21 protein-coding genes are annotated in these 22,240 nt (G+C 36.7%); 10 read left to right on the forward strand and 11 right to left on the reverse strand.

Going from position 1 to position 22,240, the window contains the following annotated elements; translation table 11 throughout:
• Position 1: 1 nt before the first annotated feature.
• Both trpB and trpA read left to right on the forward strand, forming a co-directional pair.
• Positions 2 to 1,264, forward strand: a complete 1,263-nt coding sequence (gene trpB, locus ESZ36_RS12085; RefSeq protein ID WP_146788165.1) for a tryptophan synthase subunit beta — start codon at positions 2 to 4, stop codon at positions 1,262 to 1,264.
• On the forward strand, positions 1,264 to 2,112 hold the full coding sequence (gene trpA / locus ESZ36_RS12090; RefSeq protein WP_146788168.1) for a tryptophan synthase subunit alpha: 849 nt from the start codon (positions 1,264 to 1,266) through the stop codon (positions 2,110 to 2,112). Before trpB ends, trpA begins: the two co-directional genes overlap by 1 nt.
• A 93-nt stretch (positions 2,113 to 2,205) precedes the next feature.
• Here the strand turns inward: trpA and ESZ36_RS12095 are convergent, their stop codons facing one another.
• From ESZ36_RS12095 to ESZ36_RS12105, 3 genes are all read right to left on the reverse strand, one after another.
• Entirely contained in the window at positions 2,206 to 2,562 is a 357-nt protein-coding gene (locus ESZ36_RS12095; protein WP_146788171.1) for a hypothetical protein, read from the reverse strand.
• Between the two features lie 1,888 nt (positions 2,563 to 4,450).
• Entirely contained in the window at positions 4,451 to 5,122 is a 672-nt protein-coding gene (locus ESZ36_RS12100; RefSeq protein ID WP_146788174.1) for a GNAT family N-acetyltransferase, read from the reverse strand.
• Positions 5,123 to 5,289: 167 nt separating this feature from the next.
• On the reverse strand, positions 5,290 to 5,682 hold the full coding sequence (locus tag ESZ36_RS12105; protein WP_146788177.1) for a DUF3192 domain-containing protein: 393 nt from the start codon (positions 5,680 to 5,682) through the stop codon (positions 5,290 to 5,292).
• Between the two features lie 193 nt (positions 5,683 to 5,875).
• Here ESZ36_RS12105 and ESZ36_RS12110 point away from each other — a divergent pair, with 193 nt between their 5' ends.
• Positions 5,876 to 6,247 carry a hypothetical protein gene (locus ESZ36_RS12110; protein ID WP_146788180.1) on the forward strand — a complete coding sequence of 124 codons (372 nt, stop codon included), beginning with the start codon at positions 5,876 to 5,878 and terminating at the stop codon, positions 6,245 to 6,247.
• 18 nt (positions 6,248 to 6,265) lie between these two features.
• On the opposite strand, the gene syd is transcribed toward ESZ36_RS12110, so the two are convergent.
• On the reverse strand, positions 6,266 to 6,865 hold the full coding sequence (gene syd / locus ESZ36_RS12115) for a SecY-interacting protein (protein WP_146788183.1): 600 nt from the start codon (positions 6,863 to 6,865) through the stop codon (positions 6,266 to 6,268).
• A gap of 55 nt (positions 6,866 to 6,920) precedes the next feature.
• Here syd and queF point away from each other — a divergent pair, with 55 nt between their 5' ends.
• Positions 6,921 to 7,781, forward strand: coding sequence for an NADPH-dependent 7-cyano-7-deazaguanine reductase QueF (gene queF, locus ESZ36_RS12120; protein WP_146788186.1), 861 nt, complete (start codon positions 6,921 to 6,923; stop codon positions 7,779 to 7,781).
• Positions 7,782 to 7,839: 58 nt separating this feature from the next.
• On the opposite strand, the gene ESZ36_RS12125 is transcribed toward queF, so the two are convergent.
• Positions 7,840 to 9,672, reverse strand: a complete 1,833-nt coding sequence (locus ESZ36_RS12125; protein WP_146788189.1) for a M61 family metallopeptidase — start codon at positions 9,670 to 9,672, stop codon at positions 7,840 to 7,842.
• Between the two features lie 281 nt (positions 9,673 to 9,953).
• Between ESZ36_RS12125 and ESZ36_RS12130 the strand changes: the two genes are divergently transcribed.
• The 5 genes from ESZ36_RS12130 to ESZ36_RS12150 all read left to right on the forward strand — a co-directional run bounded on the left by ESZ36_RS12130 (position 9,954) and on the right by ESZ36_RS12150 (position 15,610).
• Complete coding sequence (locus ESZ36_RS12130; protein WP_146788191.1) at positions 9,954 to 11,564, forward strand: GGDEF domain-containing protein; 1,611 nt, start codon at positions 9,954 to 9,956, stop codon at positions 11,562 to 11,564.
• 92 nt (positions 11,565 to 11,656) lie between these two features.
• Positions 11,657 to 13,003: a nucleotide 5'-monophosphate nucleosidase PpnN gene (ppnN, locus tag ESZ36_RS12135; RefSeq protein ID WP_146788194.1), complete on the forward strand. Its 1,347-nt coding sequence runs from the start codon at positions 11,657 to 11,659 to the stop codon at positions 13,001 to 13,003.
• 2 nt (positions 13,004 to 13,005) lie between these two features.
• On the forward strand, positions 13,006 to 13,836 hold the full coding sequence (gene xni / locus ESZ36_RS12140; protein WP_146788197.1) for a flap endonuclease Xni: 831 nt from the start codon (positions 13,006 to 13,008) through the stop codon (positions 13,834 to 13,836).
• Between the two features lie 66 nt (positions 13,837 to 13,902).
• Complete coding sequence (locus tag ESZ36_RS12145) at positions 13,903 to 14,334, forward strand: DUF3192 domain-containing protein (RefSeq protein ID WP_146788200.1); 432 nt, start codon at positions 13,903 to 13,905, stop codon at positions 14,332 to 14,334.
• A gap of 268 nt (positions 14,335 to 14,602) precedes the next feature.
• Positions 14,603 to 15,610 carry an isocitrate dehydrogenase gene (locus tag ESZ36_RS12150; protein WP_146788203.1) on the forward strand — a complete coding sequence of 336 codons (1,008 nt, stop codon included), beginning with the start codon at positions 14,603 to 14,605 and terminating at the stop codon, positions 15,608 to 15,610.
• A gap of 117 nt (positions 15,611 to 15,727) precedes the next feature.
• On the opposite strand, the gene rlmM is transcribed toward ESZ36_RS12150, so the two are convergent.
• The 4 genes from rlmM to ESZ36_RS12170 form a co-directional block, all read right to left on the reverse strand.
• Positions 15,728 to 16,834, reverse strand: a complete 1,107-nt coding sequence (rlmM, locus tag ESZ36_RS12155) for a 23S rRNA (cytidine(2498)-2'-O)-methyltransferase RlmM (protein WP_146788206.1) — start codon at positions 16,832 to 16,834, stop codon at positions 15,728 to 15,730.
• A gap of 82 nt (positions 16,835 to 16,916) precedes the next feature.
• Positions 16,917 to 17,345 (reverse strand): DUF423 domain-containing protein, encoded by a 429-nt coding sequence (locus ESZ36_RS12160; protein ID WP_146788209.1) that lies wholly within the window; start codon positions 17,343 to 17,345, stop codon positions 16,917 to 16,919.
• A 27-nt stretch (positions 17,346 to 17,372) separates the two neighbouring features.
• Positions 17,373 to 18,083 carry an alpha/beta family hydrolase gene (locus ESZ36_RS12165; protein ID WP_146788212.1) on the reverse strand — a complete coding sequence of 237 codons (711 nt, stop codon included), beginning with the start codon at positions 18,081 to 18,083 and terminating at the stop codon, positions 17,373 to 17,375.
• A complete protein-coding gene (locus ESZ36_RS12170; RefSeq protein WP_146788215.1) occupies positions 18,083 to 19,015 on the reverse strand; it encodes a transcriptional regulator GcvA in 933 nt (310 codons plus the stop codon). The genes ESZ36_RS12165 and ESZ36_RS12170 overlap by 1 nt, the downstream gene beginning before the upstream one ends.
• Before the next feature lie 320 nt (positions 19,016 to 19,335).
• On the opposite strand from ESZ36_RS12170, the gene ESZ36_RS12175 reads away from it, so the two are divergent.
• Positions 19,336 to 19,623: a hypothetical protein gene (locus tag ESZ36_RS12175; RefSeq protein ID WP_146788218.1), complete on the forward strand. Its 288-nt coding sequence runs from the start codon at positions 19,336 to 19,338 to the stop codon at positions 19,621 to 19,623.
• 250 nt (positions 19,624 to 19,873) lie between these two features.
• On the opposite strand, the gene kdsA is transcribed toward ESZ36_RS12175, so the two are convergent.
• Positions 19,874 to 20,716 (reverse strand): 3-deoxy-8-phosphooctulonate synthase, encoded by an 843-nt coding sequence (kdsA, locus tag ESZ36_RS12180; protein WP_146788447.1) that lies wholly within the window; start codon positions 20,714 to 20,716, stop codon positions 19,874 to 19,876.
• 222 nt (positions 20,717 to 20,938) lie between these two features.
• Complete coding sequence (locus ESZ36_RS12185) at positions 20,939 to 22,201, reverse strand: DUF819 family protein (RefSeq protein ID WP_170235841.1); 1,263 nt, start codon at positions 22,199 to 22,201, stop codon at positions 20,939 to 20,941.
• Between the last annotated feature and the right edge of the window lie 39 nt (positions 22,202 to 22,240).

The following is a 22,240-nucleotide window of genomic DNA, read 5'->3' on the forward strand; positions in this document are numbered from 1 at the left end:
GATGTCAGATATTAATCAGAATACTCAAGAAAAAGAATTAAATAAAACCCGCTTACCTGCTTATTTTGGTGAATTTGGTGGTATGTATGTTGGGGAATTGTTAGTCCCAGCACTTGAACAATTAGAACAAGCTTTTATCGAGTCTCAAACCGATGAAGCCTTTTTAACCGAGTTCAATAATTTATTAACAAAATATGCAGGCCGACCTACGCCATTAACTTGTTGTCGTAACATTGTAAAAAATCCACTGGCTAAAATTTACTTAAAACGTGAGGATCTATTACACGGTGGAGCACATAAAACTAACCAAGTTTTAGGTCAAGCTCTGCTAGCAAAGCGCATGGGTAAAACTGAAATAATTGCTGAAACGGGTGCTGGACAACATGGAGTGGCAACAGCTATTGCCTGTTCATTACTTGGTTTGAAATGTAAAGTTTACATGGGCGCAGTAGATTGTGAACGACAACAACCTAATGTTTTTCGTATGAAATTAATGGGCGCAGAAGTTATTCCGGTAACCGCTGGCTCAGGAACATTAAAAGACGCCGTTAATGAGGCACTAAGAGATTGGTCTGCAAATTATGAAAATGCGCACTATTTATTAGGCACGGCTGCAGGACCTCACCCATTCCCGACTATAGTTCGTGAATTTCAAAAAATGATTGGTGAAGAAGCCAAAGCACAGTTTTATGAAGAGGAAGGTCGTTTACCGGACTATGTTATCGCCTGTGTTGGCGGTGGTTCAAATGCTATAGGTATATTCCACGATTTCATTAAAGAAGAAGGTGTTAAACTTATTGGTGTTGAAGCAGGTGGGAAAGGTATTGATACTAAACACCATGGTGCAACACTTGTTGCAGGCACAAAAGGCATGTTGCATGGAAACTACACCTATATAATGCAAGATAAATCAGGTCAAATTGAAGAATCTTACTCAGTTTCGGCTGGCCTTGATTACCCTGCCGTTGGTCCACAGCATGCATTTTTGAAAGATACTGGGCGGGCACAATATGTTCCTATTAATGATGATGAAGCATTAGCGGCATTTCAAGCTTTAGCTATGAATGAAGGTATTATTCCTGCACTTGAGTCATCTCACGCCCTTGCACATGCATTGAAAATGGCAGAAGCAGCCACTGAAGAAACAATTTATTTGGTAAACCTTTCTGGTCGTGGTGATAAAGATTTAGCACATGTACATTCCATTCTTTCACCTGATGAAGCTTCAACAGCGAAAACAGTTAAACATAGAGGAGAAGCATAATGACACACTCAAATATTCAACAAGCGGGTGCTCGTTATCAAACCTCGTTCGCCGCATTGAAAGAGAAAAATGAACAAGCTTTCATCCCTTTTGTTATGATTGGCGATCCTAATGCAGAACAGTCATTTGCAGTAATCAAAAGTTTAATTGATGCTGGGGCAGATGCTTTAGAGTTAGGTATTCCGTTTTCAGACCCAAGTGCTGATGGTTTAACTATTCAAAATGCAGCACTTCGCGCTTTAGGTGCGGGCATTAACACCGATACATGTATTGATATATTAAAACAAGTTCGAGAATACGCTCCACAAATACCCATTGGCTTATTGCTTTATGGCAACTTAGTTTTTGCTCGCGGTATTGACAACTTTTATCGAGATATGAGTGAAGCTGGTGTTGATTCAGTATTAATTGCTGACGTCCCTATTAGAGAGAGTGAACCCTTTCGAGAAGCAGCATTAAAATACGGAATTGCGCCTATTTTTATTGCTCCCCCTAACGCCAGCGATGAAATATTACGTGCAGTATCCTCATACTCTCGTGGTTATACTTATGTATTAAGTCGCGCGGGCGTGACAGGCGTAGACACTGCAGAAAGCCCAAAGAACACGGTAACTACTACAGCAAACAAGTTAATTGACAGTTTAGTAAAATATCATGCTGCTCCTCCAATACTAGGATTTGGCATCTCAACACCGCAGCAAGTTAAAGATGCCCTTAGCGCAGGAGCACTAGGCGCAATTAGTGGTTCGGCAGTAGTTAAAATTATTGAAGATAACTTAGCCGACAATAATAAAATGCTCATTGGTTTAGCTAATTTTGTTAGTGAAATGAAAGCAGCAACGAGATAATAAACGTCTACAAAAGTTATGCTTTTCAAACGAAAAGATAGCAGAGCACATAATAAAGGAGCTATTTTTAGCTCCTTTTTATATTGCTTTTGTTTAAATTCTGAACATGCGTAGTGATAAAAAAATTATCACTAATGTTAAACCGATAAAGAGCAATGCTAAAAAATGATATAAACTTCGTTGCACTTTAATTTTAGCGCGTATAAATATCCCTTTTGAGCCTTCGTCGTTCCTTGGGATATTATGAAAAAGAGAAAGTAATATATTAAATAGTAGTAACCATATCAAGCCAACAAAACTTAACATAGCATAAGGGTTGGTCGACTGCGTTGGCAAAGATGCTTGCAGCACCTGGGTAACAATAATTGCAACAAGGAGTGCTGCCACTATGTAAGTCAACTTACGAAATGGTTGCAACTTTGAAGATAGCTTTTCTAATATTTCCAACATGTACAACCCAACTCTGAAATGACTCTATGATTCACGAAGAAGTGATGTTCAAGACTTACCATACTGACTGATAATACTTTGCCTTAGTAAATTATAGCGATAAACGAACAAATATTATAATCTAAACAGAAAAAATGCGACTCAATGAGTCGCATTTTTATAACTAGCTTATACGGTGCGTCCTGCACACATATTAATGATCTCATTTCTTCCTTGAACAACTATCCTTAGTATATCCTTTATGAATCCATTCATATCCATGTTGGGTAACGATTACGTTCCCTATTCAATCATCCATAATTAGTGTCTTCCTGACGCTATTTCCTTTAAAGCTTACAATTCAACAAGTCCGTGTTTTTTCCTTTAGTTAACCTTCCTTAATTAACATTCCTTGGTAATAGTCTTCCATTACTACTGTCTTCCTGACCTTGGTTATCCTCACCAAGTCACATCCTTGTTCATATCATCCATAGTGGCATCCTACCACTAGACTTCGTCCTTAAAGCCTCCTTGTTAAACCCTATTAAAAATAACACTAACGTGTAATTCCTAATTAAAGCATCCTGCTTTAGGTTTTCCTTTTATCTTATACAAGCATCCTTACTCACATCTTCCTTGAATTGCATCCATTGCATCCTATCTATTCAACTCTATCCCTGAGTTATGCTACCGTCCTCGGTAAGTCCTTAAGTTACTAGATTCCATCTTAGTAACGGCATCTTCCTTAATCGCATTACAAGTAACGCCGAAGCCCCCTGCTCCTTGTCTTCCTGACATGATTGATAATACTCCTAAATATAGTTTATCGAAGCGGGTTAATAACAAAGATCCAAATGTAAAAACAATGTAACAATAGGTTTTTTGAATTTATCTTTATTAATCAGCACTATATATTTTATTTTTTTATGTTTTAGCGAGAATTGCCAACATATCTCACGCTGATGTAGGATATGTCTTACAAAGAATATAGAGGTTTGTCAGTACTATTTTTTGTCTGGGAATGTACCAAAATAAATTTGGTTCAAAATGGGGATTATCGAATAAATTTTTATAACTGTATAATTTATTAAAACCTATAAAAAATGCGACTCGTTGAGTCGCATCTTTATAACTAGCTTATATGGTGCGTCCTGCACACATATTTAATGATCTCATTTCTTCCTTGAACAACTATCCTTAGCATATCCTCTATGAGTCCACTCATATCCATTTAGAGAAACAATTAAGTTTCCCATTTAATCATCCATAATTTTCGTCTTCCTGACATTGGCTATTATCACTAAGCCACATCCTTCATTCCTTTGTGGTTTCCTACCACTTGACTCTATCCTTAAAGTCTCCTTATCAAACCCTATCCTGAATAACACAAAAATATTATTTAGAATTAAAGCGTCCTGCTTTAGGTTTTCCTTTTATCTGACACAAGCATCCTTACTTATATCTTCCTTGAATAGCATCCATTGCATCCAATTTTCTCAACTCAATCCTTAAGTTATAGTTACCGTCCTCGGTAGTCCTTAAGTCACTAGATTCCATCTCAGTAACTTGCATCTTCCTTAATTGCATTACAAGTAATGCTGAAGCCCCCTGCTTCTTGTCTTCCTGACAGGAATAATAATACCCTAAATATCACTGCTCGAAGCGAGTTAACAAATAAGATCCAAATACAGAAATAACATTACGATAAATAACAACATTTAACACTTAACAATCAACATGTTATATTAATAGTTCAAATGAAGCAGCAGAAATTGCCAATATATCTCACAGTGACGTAAGACATGTCTTACAAAAAAAATAGCACTTGTTCAGTGCTATTTTTTATTGGGGAATGAAATTAGGGTAAAAGAGACTAAGAGTAGCCTCAATAAAAGCAAAGAAATAACATTTATTCTTCTTTATCTCGATAATGAACCATCACAGAGCCACAGACATTACCTACTGTGACCTCTTTTACCGTGTGATAATCAACCTGTTTGAAGAACTCTTTAAATTTTCCTGATGTAGCATACACTGCGACACCCTCGCTATCAGGGTGTTCATCAAGAACTGTATTTACAGCAGCCATTAAATAATGACCAAAACCATGCTGCTGATGCAGAGGATGAACTGCAATAAAGGATAAAAAGTGAAATATTTTTAAAGGTACAGCAGCCAATACGGTTTGCTCTTTTTGCATCATTTGTTTGGTACTAAAGTAACCGGCATTCAACAGCATCTTTAAACGCCAATGCCAAAAACGATCACTTGCCAATGTTTCATCAGGGCTATTAATACAAGCAACACCAACCATAGCCTCACCTAGATACAAACCAATCATAGGCTGTTTAGCTTGCCAGAAAGCATTAAGTTCTTCTCTGATAGCACCACGAAGACGTTGTTCATAATCTTCTTTATCGCTTTTAAAAATATCTAAAAAAACGGGATCATCATGATAGGCTTGATATAAAAGTGACGCGGCTAATTTCAATTCATGAGCACCCAAATAAGTCGCTCGAATATTAACGTCTTGATTTATATTACTATCAACACTACTTTCTACCGATACTGTCTCACTCATTATTATCCCTACTCTGACGGTGGATTATCTTTAATTTAACAACCCACCATACCAGTATAATTTCAAATAGGTCAAATTTAATAAGTTTATACAAATTGTTACTATAGATGTGGGGTTAAAAAAATACCCCGCAATGCGAGGTATTTAAAAGCTAACAAAACCAATAATTAATTTACTATAACCTTATCAATTTTTGAATAATCTCCACCATTTCCAGTTTCCACTAGTTGACCATTAATAAATTGGAGGAAAGTACATTCATCTTTTGTCGTTAAACCATCTTTATGTTTGCGTTGGGTACGATAATATAGAACGCGTACTGTGTTATCGCCATCGGCATAAGTCTCAGAAAAATCAGAAACGCCTAACTGTTCTTGTATATCCATAAACGAAGTGCCTAATTGTATTTTGGCAATTTTCTTACGATTTTTATAAGTTCGGTCTTCGTTATCTCCAACAAAACCATGATCCATTCCATCATCATTTATTTTAATAACACAGCCAGATAATGTCATAGCTAGTGGTACTGCAATCAGTAAAGCTATTATTGATTTTTTCATGTCTATATTTCCTAAGGTATTTTTAATATTTATTATAATGCTCAAATGTATTAAAGCAAAAAACAAGCCAAACACCTAAGTAATTGAATTTAAATAATTTTAAAAATTAAAGAAATGTAAGCCAAGACATCTTTAGCTATATTGGCTAAAATATAGTTAAATTAATTAATCATATTCAAAATCAGTAAGTAAAATGACAATTATCGATGAAATTTTAATCTGCGCGAATCAATTAGCTAACGCAGGAAAAAAGCCGACTGTTGCTTTAATAAAATCAAAGCTCAGTCAACGTGCTCCATTAGCCACGGTAATAACTACTCTGAAAGGTTGGCAGCATCAACCCGATTTCATTGCCCCGACAATTGATGAAGAACAACAAGTGAATAACGATTCATCGACAAAAAACACGTCTGAATTACTTGAATCCTTACTTGAAAATGGCGTAATAAAAAAAGTGATTCAACAATCATTAGCTCTGGAATTAACTGAAATGAAAAAGGAGCTATCTGAGATGAAGTTGCTCATCAAAAATTTAAGTGAGCAACTGACTAAAAAATTGGATTGATTTTAACCTTTATTCCTATTATTTTTCACTCACTAAACTTTTATGAGTTAACTGATTTATAAATTCAGCTAATGAGTCGCTGAGTTTTTTATGCGGCTTACAACCAACTTGTTCGACCCAGACTTCTCCACTACTATTATCTACAGAAATAATCATATCGTCCTCATCGGTAACAGCGAAGAAAATAGTTTCACCTTGCTTTAATCTTTGCTTCATTAAAATATGACCGATGATGTTTTCTTGTAACCGTTCAAAGTCTTCTTTGTTCCAAGCAAAGAGAAGAGATAATTCACCTTCATCACACAGCGCTTCAATATCGCCACTATAAAAAGTGGTGAAATATATTTTAATATCTGGATGTAATTCAATGTTTAATGCTGACTCGACATTTACAAAAGAGAGTGCTTCTTCTTTTTTATCAGTTGATTGCTCACTTTCCATTGCAACGGCTTGCCAGTAATGGCGACTAGTATCATGTGAACCTAGCTCACAAGGTGATGGCCATAGTTCATCATGTTCTACTGTAGGAAGATGCCCAAATTGCTCGATGTGTTGTTTACTATAGTTTTTACTGAAGTTCAAAAGCGCTTGCGTTAAAGTTTTATTTGTAGATGTCATATAAAGAAAAGATCCTTTAAAATAGCGAGATACTAGCTCACTACTGAAAAATTTTATGGCCAATTATCAAAATGCAACGGAACTCAGCAAATTAACACTGGGAAAAAGTACACAATATTGCAGCGAATATACCGCAGATTTGCTACAAGGAGTACCTAGAAGTTTAAATAGGGATGACTTAGCACTAAATCAAAGCAATTTACCTTTTGTGGGTGAGGATGTTTGGTATGGATATGAACTATCATGGCTAAATGAAAAAGGTAAGCCCGTTGTCGCTGTTGCTGAATTTCGCTTTGCTTGCACCAGTGCCAATATTGTTGAGTCAAAGTCGTTTAAGCTTTATTTAAATAGCTTTAATCAAACACGGTTTGCCAGTGTTAAAGACGTTGAGCAAGTATTAACTAAAGATCTATCAAAAATAGCAGGCTCTGAGGCAAACGTAAATTTGTTTGGTGTTGATCACTGTCCTGCCTTAGATATTGCCAAAAAAGCAGATAAATGTATTTGTATCGATGGGGAAGATATCAGCATAGATAACTATCAATATGACGCACAATTGCTAGCTACAGCACAAGATGAAACAACAGGTACTCAAATTGAAGAGCATTTAGTTAGCCATCTATTAAAATCTAATTGTTTAATAACCAATCAACCAGATTGGGCAAGCATCTATATCCATTACCGTGGTAAAGCTATAGATCACTCAGCACTGTTAAAGTATTTAATATCTTTTCGCCAACACAATGAATTTCATGAACAATGCGTCGAAAGAATCTACTGTGATTTACAGCAATTTTGTCAACTTGATGAGTTAACCATTTTCGCACGCTATACTAGGCGGGGGGGATTAGATATTAACCCGTTCAGAAGTAGTCATACTGACCAAGCTCCTTTTGCCAGAACATTACGCCAATAATAGATATCATTTCTAAAGCATAAAGCGACATAAATGCACGCTTTATGCTTTCATATAGCTATTTCTTTTCTGGAAAGTCTACACCCGTCCATGCTTTAAAAAATGCTTTTTGTTCAACACTTGCCTTTGCAATAGGAATGATTTTTAACTTATTTTTAGGTATCGCAGCCAGTTTAAGGCGACTAGTTGTTAATTTATCTCTTCGAAAATATGTAACCGTAATAGTTTGCTCAGGTTTAAAGTCTTTTATACGATTATCAAGTTCATTATCGAGCATGCGCAATCCATCAATAGCAACAATGACATCTTCTGTAGTAAGTCCCGCATGCCATGCTGGACTATTTTTTTCTACCGATGAAACAATTAAATTATGATTATCTTGCTTAGCTTTAAGACCAGTCCATGCTTTAGATTGCTCACTCGATTTATCTTTAATACTTTTAGCATAACTCATCTTGAGACCAGCTTTAGCTAATAAAAGGGTAAAATCAATTTTTGTTGTACCTTGAATATTTTCTTGCCACCAAACTTGATAGTCGTCACCTGTTATTTGCTCTAATATACTTAAAACATCTTGTTCATTATAGCCTTTTGGTAGGCGATGTTGTTGGTATAGTTGATTGTGAGCATTACGATAACTTTTTGATAATCTAGTTTTAGTGAGTATATCAAAATCAAGTAACCAAGAGGCTAAGAAGCCTTCTGAATAGATGTTCACGCTATGGTTATTACCATAATCCCCTCCCTCACTTATCCAAGCATCAAAGCTTGCTTGTGCCACATTCTGACTTTCTTTTCCGGCTTTATGATCATGAGCTGTAATACGTTTAGCTAACGCAGTGAAGAATTCATCTGTCGTCATTAAATTACCACGTAATAAAAGCTGGTATTGCAAATAACTGGTTGACCCCTCTACTAACCATAACAAGTTAGAATAATTTTCTTGTTGATAATCATAAGGCACAATACCTTTCGGGCGATACTGCTTTACATTCCATGTATGAACAAACTCATGAGCAGCAACGGCAATAAAGCTGAGGTAATCTTTTCGAGTGGAAAATTTAAAACGTGAACGCTGAATGATGGTTGAATTTACATGCTCTGTTGCACCGCGAGCACCACTCGTTGCATGCACCATAAAGACATAGCGCTTAAAAGGATATCCCTGCCAAATGTGCTTGCTTTGCTTTACCAATATTTGTAAATCTTTCACCATTTTCGCACTGTCGTAATTACCTTCTCCCCATATGACCAGTTCATACTGTCGATTATCAACGCTAAACTGATGGTGTTCATTAAGACCACTTTCAATGGGAGAATCGACTAGTTGATCATAATTATGGGCAATAAATTGATGGCTATTTTTACCGGACTCAAGACCAGAAAAGCTTTGCCATAATTTAGGTACTGAAAGCTGTACGATATGTTCTGAACTTCTACTCGCCTTACTGTACATAACAACGGCAGAGCTATCTAAAAAAGCATGACTATCATCAATATGGCGAGTTCTTTTCGCCAATTCGTTTGCATAGATTTGGTAAGTTAAAGTGATTTTTTTATTTTTAGCATCATTCACCTGCCAAGTGTTTTTATTTATTTTATGCCAGCTAAGCACATTATCTTGGCTATCTTTAGCAATGAATTCTCGAATTCCATTGGCTAAGTTCAGCGTCTCGTAGCGACCGGTACGCCAAGTAGGAAGATAAAAATTGACCTTGTTCTCATTTATTTGCTCAAATTTAAGTTCGACGGTAGCTAAATGGTGTTCTGGTTGCTCTAAGTTAATGTTAACTTCTACACTCGCATTAGCTGGTATTAGCTGTGTAAAAAATATAGATATCGCTATTATTAATTTAATTTTATAGTTAAATACGTGCGTAAATTGTCTCATTATTAGTACACAAAATTGTTGCTTTAAGATGGCAGTATTTTACCAATGAAAAATTGCTTAATACTATTAAAATTTAATATGGAACAATGAAAGTGATTTTTTTTCACTCACATACTGATAAATAACATTTTTATGGTATAAACTGTCTTATAATAAGAACAAAGTAATAGTCTAGTATTAAAGTATTTATCAAGATAAATAACAGCTAAGATAACGTTAATCATCTTGTTTAGACTATATTACGCACTAACTATTCCTCTGCATTAGGATTTATTGGTTTTATGAATGACAGTTCTGTTGCCCAAAAGCAGCTAGTTGCACTAAAAAGAAAACTTGATACTGCAATCGAGTCTCGTAGTTTACTAGAAGATGATTTTAATCTGCAATCTAATCTGCTTATTCAGTTTATTGGTAAACTAACGCTGGTTTCCAAAGGTATTGATCTTGAACTAGATAATCGCCTAGCGCAATTAAGAACCCTATTTACCAAGTCAGCTCCAATCTCTGAAATTGAAGAAAAAATTTCAGTTATTTCAAAATTGTTGCAACAACACAGCATAGCCAATAGAAAAAATATTGCTCATGTGCATGAGCAGTTTAATCAAGCAGGTGAAAGCTTACAAAAAATAAATGGCTTACCAGGCGATTTACGTAGAGATCTGCGTACGTTGTTAACAGAAACTAAAGACGGTAAAGATTCTTTAATCCAGTACATTCCTCTATTAAGTCAATTATTGACATTTTATGACCATTCTCTAAAAGCCAAGAGTGGTATGGTTAACCAAGGTATTTTGCAGGCTCCTCCAGTTACATTACCCGAGAGTAAAAACGCTATAATAAGTGGCTCTGTAGTCCTCGATGCTCAATTCCTTGAAAAGATTTCAATTTCACTCAGTGCTTTGTCATTATCTAAAGCACACACTAATGATTTATTAGCCATTAAGAAAAAGCTTTTGGCTAATAAATCCAGCGATAAAATACTTCAAAATTTCATTGATATTTTTGATGTTATTGTCGCCGACTTTAAAGATGAACAAAGAAGTGCTAAGAATTTTTTAACCAGCCTAAGTGCAACGTTAACAACGGTGCAAAGCGCAGTCAAAGAGACGATTGTTACGCAGAAAACCTCTCAAAAAACCAATGATATGATCAACTTGAAGTTGCAAAGCCAACTACTGGATATGACTGGGGCCGTAGAGAAAGCGTTAACATTGAGTCAAGTAAAAGAAGATATTAATGAAAAACTACAAATAATTGCTAATACGTTAGAACAAAAATCAAAATTTGAACAACTGAATCATCAACAATTAGCTGATAAGCTTAATGACATGTCGGCAAAAGTTGAACAACTTGAACAACAGAGCGAGATGTTTGAAGAAAAGCTTGCCGAACAGCAAAGAAAAAGCATGCAAGATGCTCTTACTAAACTCGCTAACAGAGCTGCTTTTGATGATTTTTTTGCAAAAGCCATGATCCGTTTTCATCGTAAATCGTTTCCACTTGCCTTAGTCGTTATTGATATTGATGACTTTAAAAAGATAAACGATACTTATGGTCACACGGCCGGTGATAAAACACTGCAAGTCATTGCCAATTCAATTGTAAAAAATGTGAGTAAAGGAGTTTTTGTTGGTCGTTATGGTGGCGAAGAGTTTGTGCTCATTTATTCTAAAATCCAAGAAGAAGCATTATTCGCAGAACTCAATGCTTTGAATAACTTCGTAGCTCGCCTACCTTTTAAGTTTAAAGCGAATAAAGTAAGCATTACCCTTTCAATTGGCGCAACGCATATAAAACCTGACGATAATATCCATATTGCTTTTGAACGCGCAGACCAAGCGATGTATAAAGCGAAAAAAGAAGGTAAGAACCAAGTTATTTACGTTAAGTAGCGATATAAAGACACGGCTTAATCGCAGCCTTCAACATCTCACCAAGAACAGCTGTATTTTATCATAAGTGATTAGCATAAAAGGAGTGAGCTATGCATACTCAAATTAATCCGGTTGGAAATATGAATTTGCTTTCGCAAGCAGAAGTTGACCAACTGCAACAATCAGTTAGTAGTACCTTATACACACTTTATCGAAACTGTTACCTTGCTGTACTCAACGCAGGTTCAAATACTGATGATGCCGAAGAGATTTATCAAAAATACCTTTCATTCGAAATACAGGTATTAAGACGAGAACGTGGCGTCAAAATAGATTTAAAGAACCCACCGACTCACGCTTTTGTTGACGACAAAATAATCCGAGGCATTAGAGAACACCTATCGGCAGTATTACGCGATATTCTTTTCCTCCATAGTAGCTACAAAAAAGTGCCCTGCTCGTCGGAAAGTATTACCGATGCAATTTTTGATATCTTAAGAAATGCCGATGTAATATTGCCAGAAACCGAAGCGAACTTAGTTACTTGCTGGGGTGGTCACTCAATCAAACATAACGAATATAAATATACTAAAGATGTCGGTTACCAACTTGGTTTACGCGCATTTAATATATGTACCGGTTGTGGTCCTGGCGCTATGAAGGGTCCTATGAAAGGCGCAACAATTGGCCACGCTAAGCAACGTATCAAAGAAGGACGTTATATAGGTTTAACCGAACCAAGCATTATTGCCGCAGAGCCACCAAACGCAATAGTAAATGAATTGGTAATCATGCCCGATATTGAAAAACGCTTAGAAGCGTTTGTTCGCATGTCGCATGGCATTATTATATTTCCTGGAGGAGCTGGAACTGCCGAAGAGTTGCTCTATATTTTGGGCATTATGCTTAATGAAAATAATTCGCAGCAACAGTTACCTATTATTCTTACGGGCCCTGCAAGTTCTATTGAATATTTCAATGAAATAGATCTTTTTATTGGTGCCACTCTCGGTAAAAAAGCACAGTCGTTATACCAAATAATAGTTGATGATGCCGTTAAAGTAGCCCAAGTAATGAAGCAAGGTTTAGATAAAGTACTTGCACATAGAAAAGCAACAGGTGATGCCTTTCATTTTAATTGGTCACTTACGATTGCCGATGACTTTCAACACCCTTTTGAGCCTACGCATGAGAATATGGCAAATCTAAACATTAGTAATGAACTCCCTACGGCAGAACTCGCCGCTAATTTACGTCGCGCCTTTTCAGGGATAGTTGCAGGTAACGTAAAATCAGGAGGCATCAAAGCAATTAGAGAGTTTGGTCCTTTTGAAATATCTGGAGATAAAAAGATCATGGCACTTATGGATAAATTACTTGCCTCGTTTGTAAAACAACAACGTATGAAGCTACCTGGTAGTGAGTATATTCCCTGTTATAAAGTTATTGAGGGTTAATATTGTCCGCTCACTTAATACTTATTGATGCTCTAAATTTAATCCGTCGTGTGTACGCAGTGCAAGAGCGTCCTTTTATCCAAATAAAACAGGATCACGACGATGAGCTATCTGCTAGTACCTTAAAACAAGTACTATTTAACACGCAAAATACCTGTGTAAACGCTTTAATAAAAATTATCGACCAACATCAGCCGACGCACGCATTGGCAGTATTTGATAGTCAAGAGCCCTGCTGGCGGTATCAGTTATTTGAGGGCTATAAAAAAGGCAGAAAAAAAATGCCTGATCATCTTGCAAACAAATTAATCGATATTCAAGATGCTTTTATGGAGCAAGGTGTTGATTCATTGACATCCGATGAAGATGAAGCTGATGACCTTATTGCTACTTTAGCGGTAAAGATGGCACTTCACGGTCAAAAAGTTACTATTATTTCTACTGATAAAGGTTTCCTACCTTTACTTAGCCCTAACATACATATTTATGACTACTTTAATCGTCGTTATTTGGATGAAGAACATGTTCAAAGTAAGTTTAGTGTTAAGACTTCTCAATTGATAGATTTTTGGACGCTGACTGGCGACAATACCAATAAAATTGAAGGTGTTAGTGGCATTGGTCAAGTTAATGCGGCAAAGTTACTCAACCAATATGGTTCATTGAAAGCAATACTTGAAGCCTCTGATTTAAAAGACTCACTTGCAGAGAAGTTAGCACAAAGCCTCGAACAGATGGATTTGGCAAGAAAGCTACTAACCTTGAAACAAGATATTCCTTTAGGCTTTAATTTAAAAGATATCCGCTTAACAACCTCTTCATCTGCCTCCTAAATTAATGGTAATATAACGCTAACTAATGATGATAAAAGCTAATAATAGAAAGAAAGATAAATAACTATGAATAAAAAAATAATCGGTCGAATCTTACTTGCCCTGGCGGTTTATGGCATTTTTGTTGCCCTTGTTATGACTTTTTATGATGACAGCCCTGATCAGATGAAATGGAAAGACAGGGAAGCGTATAATCGTCAATTCATTGCAAAAGTCACGTTAGACAACTTTACTTTTGAGCAAGCATTAACTCAATTAGGAAGCCCTGACATCACTGAAGCGAGAATGATTGATGAAGTAAACTACCAAGTTATGTTTTATCGTACTCAGCACGTAAAATCAGATGGTATCACTACGCAAGATGAATGCACCTTTCTACTATTTGTTAATGGAGCACTTAAAGAAGTTGGCCTAGGGAATAATTACCCTGAGCAATGGGGAATAGTTAAAAACCATGTAAGTGTAAAGGTAAGTAAAAATCGACCAATTATAGACTAAAGTCAGATTGCCACTAGTTACGTAACCCTCTACTATCATTTGTTAAGTTACTAGGCCGTTAAAACAGCAAGTCTTTGTCGGTATCAGTAAAAGCTTTCAAGCTCGCTTACATAGCATTTCCATGATATAAAATGCCCTAATAAAAGTACTGAGCTGACCTTTAAATATATCAGCTATGCATTACGCAATTAATTAAATGTATGTTGTCGCTTATTACAAATTAAGAGACGACATATAACCCCCGAAGTATTATGACAAGGTGAACTTAATGACTAAACAAACCATCACGGTAATTCCTGGCGACGGTATCGGTCCAAGCATTATAGATGCTACGATTAAAATATTAGATAAAGCAGGCTGTGGTTTTGATTACGAATTCGCAGATGCGGGTTTAACCGCCTTAGAAAAGCATGGTGAATTAGTACCAGAAGAAACTATCAACCTTATCGAAAAAAATAAAATAACTTTAAAGGGGCCATTAACGACTCCTGTAGGTGAAGGTTTTACTTCAATTAACGTCACCTTACGTAAGCAATTTAAATTATACGCAAACCTTCGTCCTGTATTATCATTTAAGGGCACAAAGGCACGTTATGAAAATATTGATATTCTAACTGTCCGTGAAAATACTCAAGGCATGTATTCAGGTGCTGGCCAAGTTACTTCTGAAGACGGTACTGAAGCACAGGCAATGAGTATTGTCACTCGTGAAGGCGCTGAAAAAATATTAACCTTTGCTTACGAGACTGCCATCAAAGAAGGACGTAAAAAAATAACAGCTGTTCATAAAGCTAATATTCTAAAGTCGACTTCAGGTTTATTTTTAAAAGTTGCTCGTGAAGTTGCTCTACGTTACCCAGAAATCGAATCTACAGAAATGATTGTAGATAACTGCTGTATGCAATTGGTTATGAATCCAGAACAGTTTGATGTCATCGTAACAACGAACTTGTTCGGTGATATTTTGTCTGACTTATGTGCTGGTTTAGTTGGCGGACTTGGTATGGCGCCAGGTGCTAACATTGGTGAAGACTGTGCCATTTTTGAAGCTGTACACGGCAGTGCACCAGATATTGCAGGTAAAAACTTAGCAAACCCAACATCAGTTATACTTGCAGCAATTCAGATGCTTGAATATTTAGATATGGGTGATAAAGCAGAAAAAATTAGAGCGGCTATTACTGATGTTATCGCAACAGGTGATAGAACTACTGGTGATTTAGGTGGAACTCATGGTACTACTGATTTTACTGAAGCAGTACTTGAGAGACTTTAAGTAGCCCTTTATTAATAGAATGATTTAAAAAAGGCCCTCAAGTTTATTAAAACTTGAGGGCCTTTTTATTTGAATCCAATTTATATCAATGTGATAGATAAATCACATATTCATTAACTACTCTTTAGTACTTAATGGCGCTGGAGAAAGTAAACGTGCGTGTACAGTAACTTCTTCACGGTCATAATAAAGATGTTTTGCATAAAGCTCATATCTCAAATTATGCAAAGCGAATGCATCTTTCATCGCCTGTAAATCGTTGGTAACTTGTTGGAAACGACCTTTCATTGGCAGTTTTAAGTTAAATATAGCTTCTTTACAGTAGCCATGTAATAACCATTCACTCATCAGCTTAGCCACTCGCTGAGGCTTTTCAATCATATCACAGACTAACCAATGAACATTTTTCTTCAATGGTATGTATTTAAAGCCATCCATCATCTTATGCTTTACTTGCCCCGTTTCCATTAAGGATTCAGCCATAGGACCGTTGTCTATTGCTGTTACCATCATGCCACGGCGTACTAATTGATAAGTCCAACCGCCAGGTGCTGAGCCTAAATCAACGGCATTCATACCTGATGTTAATCGTTCATCCCATTCATCTCGAGGAATAAAATGTAAAAAGGCTTCATCAAGCTTTAAAGTAGAGCGACTTGGTGATGCACTAGGAAATTTTAATCTAGGGATGCCCATAACATGTGGAGAGCTATTACGTGCTAATGAGAAGCCTAAAATAACTTCTTGTCCGCTTAGAAATAACGCATGTAAAATTGCGCCTTCAGGATCATCGGCAGAATTGTTACCCTTCTGAGTAAGCACCTTATTTTTACGTAACGCTTGACGCAAAGGTACCGACAATTTTCGACAAAACTTACTTAACGATTTACCATCGTTATCATCAGCCATTTCCATACGTAAATCACTGTATTGCCAGTCATTACCTAATACTTCAGTAATAGCTTCAACACGATTGTAATCTGGAAGATCTATTTTATCAGTTACCGTAACAAACCACTGACGAGCGAAAATAAGTCGCTTAAGCGGCAACTTATTCATTAATGCTTCGCCATGTGCACTTTCATGTAAATGAAAAAACACTAATCCTTGGTTTTTCTTCAGCTCTAAATAGCCATACATTTCATTCCAAGCAGCTTTTTCTTGGATTTCTGCGCCACACTCTTTTTCAAAGCCTGGTCGACAAAATAATACAATGGAGGTCATATGTTGTTTTTACCTTCTATATCTAACATTCACCTTTATTTAAGGTTGAGCGTAAGAGTATTAACACGACAACAAAGTGTCGTTAAAAATTATTTTTACCTTCTAGCGCTAACAATAGCCAAGCGAGCGCAAAAGAAATGCCACCAAAAGGTGTTAACTTCCCGATAACGGCAAGTTCAAAAAAAGACTTAATATATATTGTGCCGCAAAAGCATAAAAGACCTACGACAAAGGCAAAACTTGCAGCAAGTAATACCTTAGAAGGCTTAGTTGTTTTCAACCAAACCAATGTAGCGAATAGCGCAAGAGTATGAATAAATTGATATTGTAGCGCTGTTGCTAAACTAGATTGCACTTTTATAGGCAATGTTTGACCACCGTGTGCTAGCCAAGCGCCGAATAGTACAGAAAAACAGCCACTGATACCAACAATAATCATCAAGCATTTAAGTAAAATAGCCGTACTATTTAATTTTATATCCTGCTGCTGGTTTATATTAGTAGAATTCATATCTTTTTCTCATGTTTGGCTTTGTTGTTAACTGCTAACAGTTAACTGTTCAATAAACGTCACAATTTCTTCAACAGCACGTTGCATGTGTGCCTGATGAGTAAAACCTGATTTAACCCTCGGTTTTAAACTGTGGTCACCGTCTTCTAGAAATACACATTGGCAGTGCTCAGCTAGCTGATAACTGACAATCTCAGCTTTATTACCTAAAGTATCACGGTCACCTTGTACAATTAACACTGGTTTATTGGCATCAACCAAAGGTTCAAGGCGTAGTTTTTCTGGTTTTTTAGTTGGGTGAAACGGATAACCTATACAAAAAACACCTGATATTTGATTAAGTAAACTACTTTTTAATAGATCAGAATCTGCCACTAAGCTTGCCGCAACGCGTGACCCCATAGACTTACCACCAATAAACAGGGGTAACTGATGGTTTAATTGTTTTTCAACTACGTATTCAATCACGGCTTCATAACAAAGCAGCAACTTAGGCATTCTATCAGGGGGATATTTTTTACCGGTAATTTCCCTTTTATCCATAAAAGGGAAATTAAAACGTAATACATTAATGCCCAAGTTATTAAGTAACCGGGATGTTTCATTCATGAATTCATGCGACATATTAGCACCTGCACCATGGGCAAATATAACGAGTGCTTTAGCATCTTTGACAGTGTTCAAGAGTATATTGATCTCGTTACCATCTTCGCTAGCAATTATTTCTTGGTGATTCATTAACTTATTTGTCCATCAGTAATTTGTGCTTGCTCTGCTTCGACCATATCCAACATCCACTCTCTAAAAGCAGTAATTTTACCAATATCTTTTTGATTTTCACGACAGACGATGAAATAGGCGTTCTTACTCACTAAAACATCGTTAAAAGGGCAAACTAAGCGTCCAGAGTCAATATCAGGCTTAGCTAATACACTGTAAGCCAACGCAATGCCTTGTCCGTGTAGCGCCGCTTGTAAAACCATAGCAGAGTGACTAAAAATAGGTCCGTGATTTACGTTAGCCCCCTTAACACCCACTTGCTTAAACCAGCGTTTCCAATCTCTACGTGAAGTATCATGTAATAAGGTATGCTCAGACAAATCCTCTAATGTTAAAAGAGGTGGTTTGCCATTAGCAGCATTCTCTTGCACTAATAATGGAGAACAAACCGGAATTAGATATTCGGTATGCAATTTATCTGCATGAATATTTGGCCAACGACCTCGACCATAATAAATAGCGATATCGACATCTTCAGTTAGTGAGTTCTCCGGTTGATCAACCGCTTTGATCCTAACATCAATATCCTGATGCAATGAATTAAAAGCCGTTAACCTAGGGACTAACCATTGAATAGCAAAACTTGCTTGCGAGCTAACCGTTATTGCTCCTTTAGCACCACGCGCCAATAGTCGCTCAGTGGCTTCATGCAAAGAAGTAAAAATATCTTTAATATCCAAATAATACGATTGACCTTCCTCTGTCAGTAGTAAGGCACGGTTTTTTCGCATAAACAATTTAATGCCTAAATGATCTTCTAGAGATTTAATTTGATGACTTATTGCAGCCTGCGTTACAAAAAGCTCTTCTGCTGCTCGCGTAAAGCTGAGCTGCCTTGCCGATGCGTCAAATGCCCGCAAAGCGTTTAATGGTGGGAGTCTGCTAGCCAAAATTCACCCTGGATTGTTCAATAAAATTTAAATTATGTCGTTAAAAACTGCATAAAAACCTATAAATAGAGCATAACAATTATTCATTAGTTTTTCTAATGAATAACATTAATTAAAGTCATTTTTATTTTTTTACCAACTTGCGTATTATTCACGCCGTAGATGAAGGACATCATCTCAACGTTTTATGAAACTCAGGTATAGCGTGTGCTCCCAACCATACGCTTTATTTTTGAAGAATAAAACCAGTCCGAGAAAAGGTCCTAATAAATCTATAGGGTATTACAAACTTATTATTAGGTCATACATAGGACAAACTCATGAAAAAAAGCATTAAAAAAACTAATTTACTTGTCGCATTATTCGCCACTACTTTATTAAGTGCTGCAGCTACAGCTGCTGTACCAAAATCAGCACTTGTTAAAGCTGAGCCAGTGAACCGAACTCAACTTACTACTGCTGCACATAAAAGCCTAAAGGTTTCTTTAGCACCAGCAAAAATTATATTTACACAACAATCGTCTGACTCAGGCTTTGCTAAACAAAAGCAAACGGCTAATCAAAACAAGTCTATTACGATAACTAACGCAAGTTTAATTGCTGAATAATTAAAGTGAACTACACTGTGTAAAGTAATACTAACCACGGTGGTTATCACGCTTCATGTCGGTTCATTTTAACCAGCATGTTACCATATTTCAAAATGCTCGCACATTTACTGAAGTAAGATCTTAACTATAAAGATCGACAATAAAAAAGGTGTCCTAGGACACCTTTTTTTATTTGTTTAAATTATGACGAACGTCTTTACTTAGTTAATTTAAGTAAAGAATATGAGCTCGCTACATGCCTAAATTGCTAATCAGTTATTAATGGTGTAAAACCTTTCACTAAATCATCTATGGCCTTCATTTGAGCCAAGTAAGGCGCTAATTTATCTAGTGGTAATGCACAAGGACCATCACACTTAGCTGCAGATGGATCAGGATGTGCTTCAATGAATAAACCCGCTATTCCTATTGCCATACCACTACGGGCTAATTGCGCCGCTTGAGCACGACGACCATCCGCGCTATCACTTCGACCGCCTGGCTTTTGTAGAGCGTGCGTTGCATCAAAGATAACAGGTGCGTAATTTTTCATTTCGTCCATTGCCAACATATCAACAACTAGATTGTTATAACCAAAGCAACTGCCTCGCTCACACAAAATAATGTTTTCATTTCCTGCTTCACCAAATTTGGTAATAATATGCTTCATTTCATGTGCCGCAAGGAATTGTGGTTTTTTAACGTTAATCACGGCGCCCGTTTTAGCCATAGCTACCACAAGATCAGTTTGCCTTGCCAAAAATGCGGGCAATTGAATCACATCAACAACTTCACTTACCGGCTGCGCTTGATAAACTTCATGTACATCAGTGATAATCGGCACATTAAACGTTGATTTTATTTCTTCAAAAATCTTCAACCCTTCATCTAAGCCAGGGCCTCTGTAGGAGTTAACTGAAGAACGATTTGCCTTATCAAATGAAGCCTTAAATACATAAGGTATACCTAGTTTTTGAGTCACTTCAACATAATGTTCAGCAATTTTCATTGCTAGATCACGTGACTCAAGCACATTCATGCCACCAAATAATACGAAAGGTTGCTCATTAGCAACCTCAATGCCTTTAACTTTAACTGATTTAATTGTCATCATTTCTTCCTAAAAAAGTATTCTTAAACAAGTACCGTAATTCAACTATCAGGTATGTGCTAAAAGTAGCCTCATGTAATGCTTCAGCTTTAAGCTGTATAAATCAATTTAAAGGAAAAAGTACGAAGTTGACACTTATCAAGTAGAAAAGTATCAATGAGTACTTTTGACGCCTAAATATCTTCATACAACGACAAGGTGATGTTTTACTAACTAACGAGCTTAACTACCTATGATACGTAATAATTGTCCACATATCCAAGCCATGTAAGTACCTAGGGCATAACCTAGTACCGCAAGTAAAACACCAACGGGTGCTAATGATGGATGAAATGCTGAGGCAATTACTGGTGCAGAAGCTGCGCCACCTATATTCGCTTTACTACCTACCGCTAAGTAAAAGATTGGTGCTTTGATAAACTTACCAACAGCAAAGAGTAGAATAACGTGTATTGCCATCCAAATTAAGCCGATAACTACATATTTTGGTGCTTCAGCTATTTGCGTAATATCCATGTGCAAACCAATGGTTGCAACAAGAATATATAAGAAGCTGCTACCCACTTTAGAGGCGCCTACCGATTCAAGTCGTCTGACTTTGGTAAAGGATAAAGTCAAGCCAATAGAAGTTACTAAGACAATAATCCAAAATAACTTGCTGTGTAAACTGAATTTTTTCAGTTCAGGAAAGTTTTGTTGGAAAAATGGTACTAACAAATCTGCAGCAAAATGAGCAACACCAGCCGCACCAAAAGCGATGGCAATAATCAGCATGAAGTCTTTTAATTCAGGCGTGCGTCTATGCTCTTTGTCAAAAGCTTCAACATCAGCAATTAATTTATCGATTCCCGAGGTGTCTGCACCACTTTTAGCATCAATAGCTTTATGGTTTGCAGCAATATAAAGTAATACGGCCATCCAGAGGTTAGCTACAACAATATCTACCGTGACCATAATAGTAAATATCTTACCATCCGCTTCAAATATTTCTTTCATCGCCAGCATATTAGCACCACCGCCAATCCAACTACCAGCAAGCGCTGCCATACCACGCCAAACAGCTTCAGGACCTGTAACTCCGATAAGCTCTGGCCAAATAGCAGAAACAATTAACAAAGCAATTGGCCCACCAATGACGACACCCACAGTGCCTGTTAAAAACATAATAATTGCTTTGCTACCAAGCCCTGCAATGGCTTTAATATCAATGCTCAGTGTTAACAGTACTAAACAAGCGGGTAGAAGAAAATACTTCGCTACTTCATCAACTTGGCTAACTTCAGCACTCACTATGCCAAAGGTATTTAAAAAAGAAGGTAGTAAATAGCACATTAATAACGCTGGTACATATTTATAAAATTTTTGACAGGCGGAATTTTTACTCGTAGAGGTATAAAAAACCAAACCTAAGATAAGCGCCAAAAGCCCTAAGACTACCGCATCATTTGTAATGAGTGGCGCATTCGCCACAATATTTTCTTGCATCATTTTGCCTTTTATCTTTATTTATATTTTTGTTTTTGT

Origin of the sequence: Colwellia demingiae, assembly GCF_007954275.1 — a bacterium.
Taxonomy (GTDB): Bacteria; Pseudomonadota; Gammaproteobacteria; order Enterobacterales; family Alteromonadaceae; genus Colwellia; species Colwellia demingiae.

Excerpts from the sequence above, each read along its gene's own strand:
- trpA (WP_146788168.1), top strand. The coding sequence starts at position 1,264 with ATGACACACTCAAATATTCAACAAGCGGGTGCTCGTTATCAAACCTCG.
- ESZ36_RS12175 (WP_146788218.1), top strand. The coding sequence starts at position 19,336 with ATGAAAAAAAGCATTAAAAAAACTAATTTACTTGTCGCATTATTCGCC.
- ESZ36_RS12110 (WP_146788180.1), top strand. The coding sequence starts at position 5,876 with ATGACAATTATCGATGAAATTTTAATCTGCGCGAATCAATTAGCTAAC.
- ESZ36_RS12185 (WP_170235841.1), bottom strand. The coding sequence starts at position 22,201 with ATGCAAGAAAATATTGTGGCGAATGCGCCACTCATTACAAATGATGCG.
- rlmM (WP_146788206.1), bottom strand. The coding sequence starts at position 16,834 with ATGACCTCCATTGTATTATTTTGTCGACCAGGCTTTGAAAAAGAGTGT.
- trpB (WP_146788165.1), top strand. The coding sequence starts at position 2 with ATGTCAGATATTAATCAGAATACTCAAGAAAAAGAATTAAATAAAACC.
- kdsA (WP_146788447.1), bottom strand. The coding sequence starts at position 20,716 with ATGACAATTAAATCAGTTAAAGTTAAAGGCATTGAGGTTGCTAATGAG.
- ESZ36_RS12150 (WP_146788203.1), top strand. The coding sequence starts at position 14,603 with ATGACTAAACAAACCATCACGGTAATTCCTGGCGACGGTATCGGTCCA.
- ESZ36_RS12165 (WP_146788212.1), bottom strand. The coding sequence starts at position 18,083 with ATGAATCACCAAGAAATAATTGCTAGCGAAGATGGTAACGAGATCAAT.
- syd (WP_146788183.1), bottom strand. The coding sequence starts at position 6,865 with ATGACATCTACAAATAAAACTTTAACGCAAGCGCTTTTGAACTTCAGT.
- ESZ36_RS12125 (WP_146788189.1), bottom strand. The coding sequence starts at position 9,672 with ATGAGACAATTTACGCACGTATTTAACTATAAAATTAAATTAATAATA.
- ESZ36_RS12105 (WP_146788177.1), bottom strand. The coding sequence starts at position 5,682 with ATGAAAAAATCAATAATAGCTTTACTGATTGCAGTACCACTAGCTATG.
- ESZ36_RS12145 (WP_146788200.1), top strand. The coding sequence starts at position 13,903 with ATGAATAAAAAAATAATCGGTCGAATCTTACTTGCCCTGGCGGTTTAT.
- ESZ36_RS12095 (WP_146788171.1), bottom strand. The coding sequence starts at position 2,562 with ATGTTGGAAATATTAGAAAAGCTATCTTCAAAGTTGCAACCATTTCGT.
- ESZ36_RS12160 (WP_146788209.1), bottom strand. The coding sequence starts at position 17,345 with ATGAATTCTACTAATATAAACCAGCAGCAGGATATAAAATTAAATAGT.
- queF (WP_146788186.1), top strand. The coding sequence starts at position 6,921 with ATGGCCAATTATCAAAATGCAACGGAACTCAGCAAATTAACACTGGGA.
- ESZ36_RS12130 (WP_146788191.1), top strand. The coding sequence starts at position 9,954 with ATGAATGACAGTTCTGTTGCCCAAAAGCAGCTAGTTGCACTAAAAAGA.
- ESZ36_RS12100 (WP_146788174.1), bottom strand. The coding sequence starts at position 5,122 with ATGAGTGAGACAGTATCGGTAGAAAGTAGTGTTGATAGTAATATAAAT.
- ppnN (WP_146788194.1), top strand. The coding sequence starts at position 11,657 with ATGCATACTCAAATTAATCCGGTTGGAAATATGAATTTGCTTTCGCAA.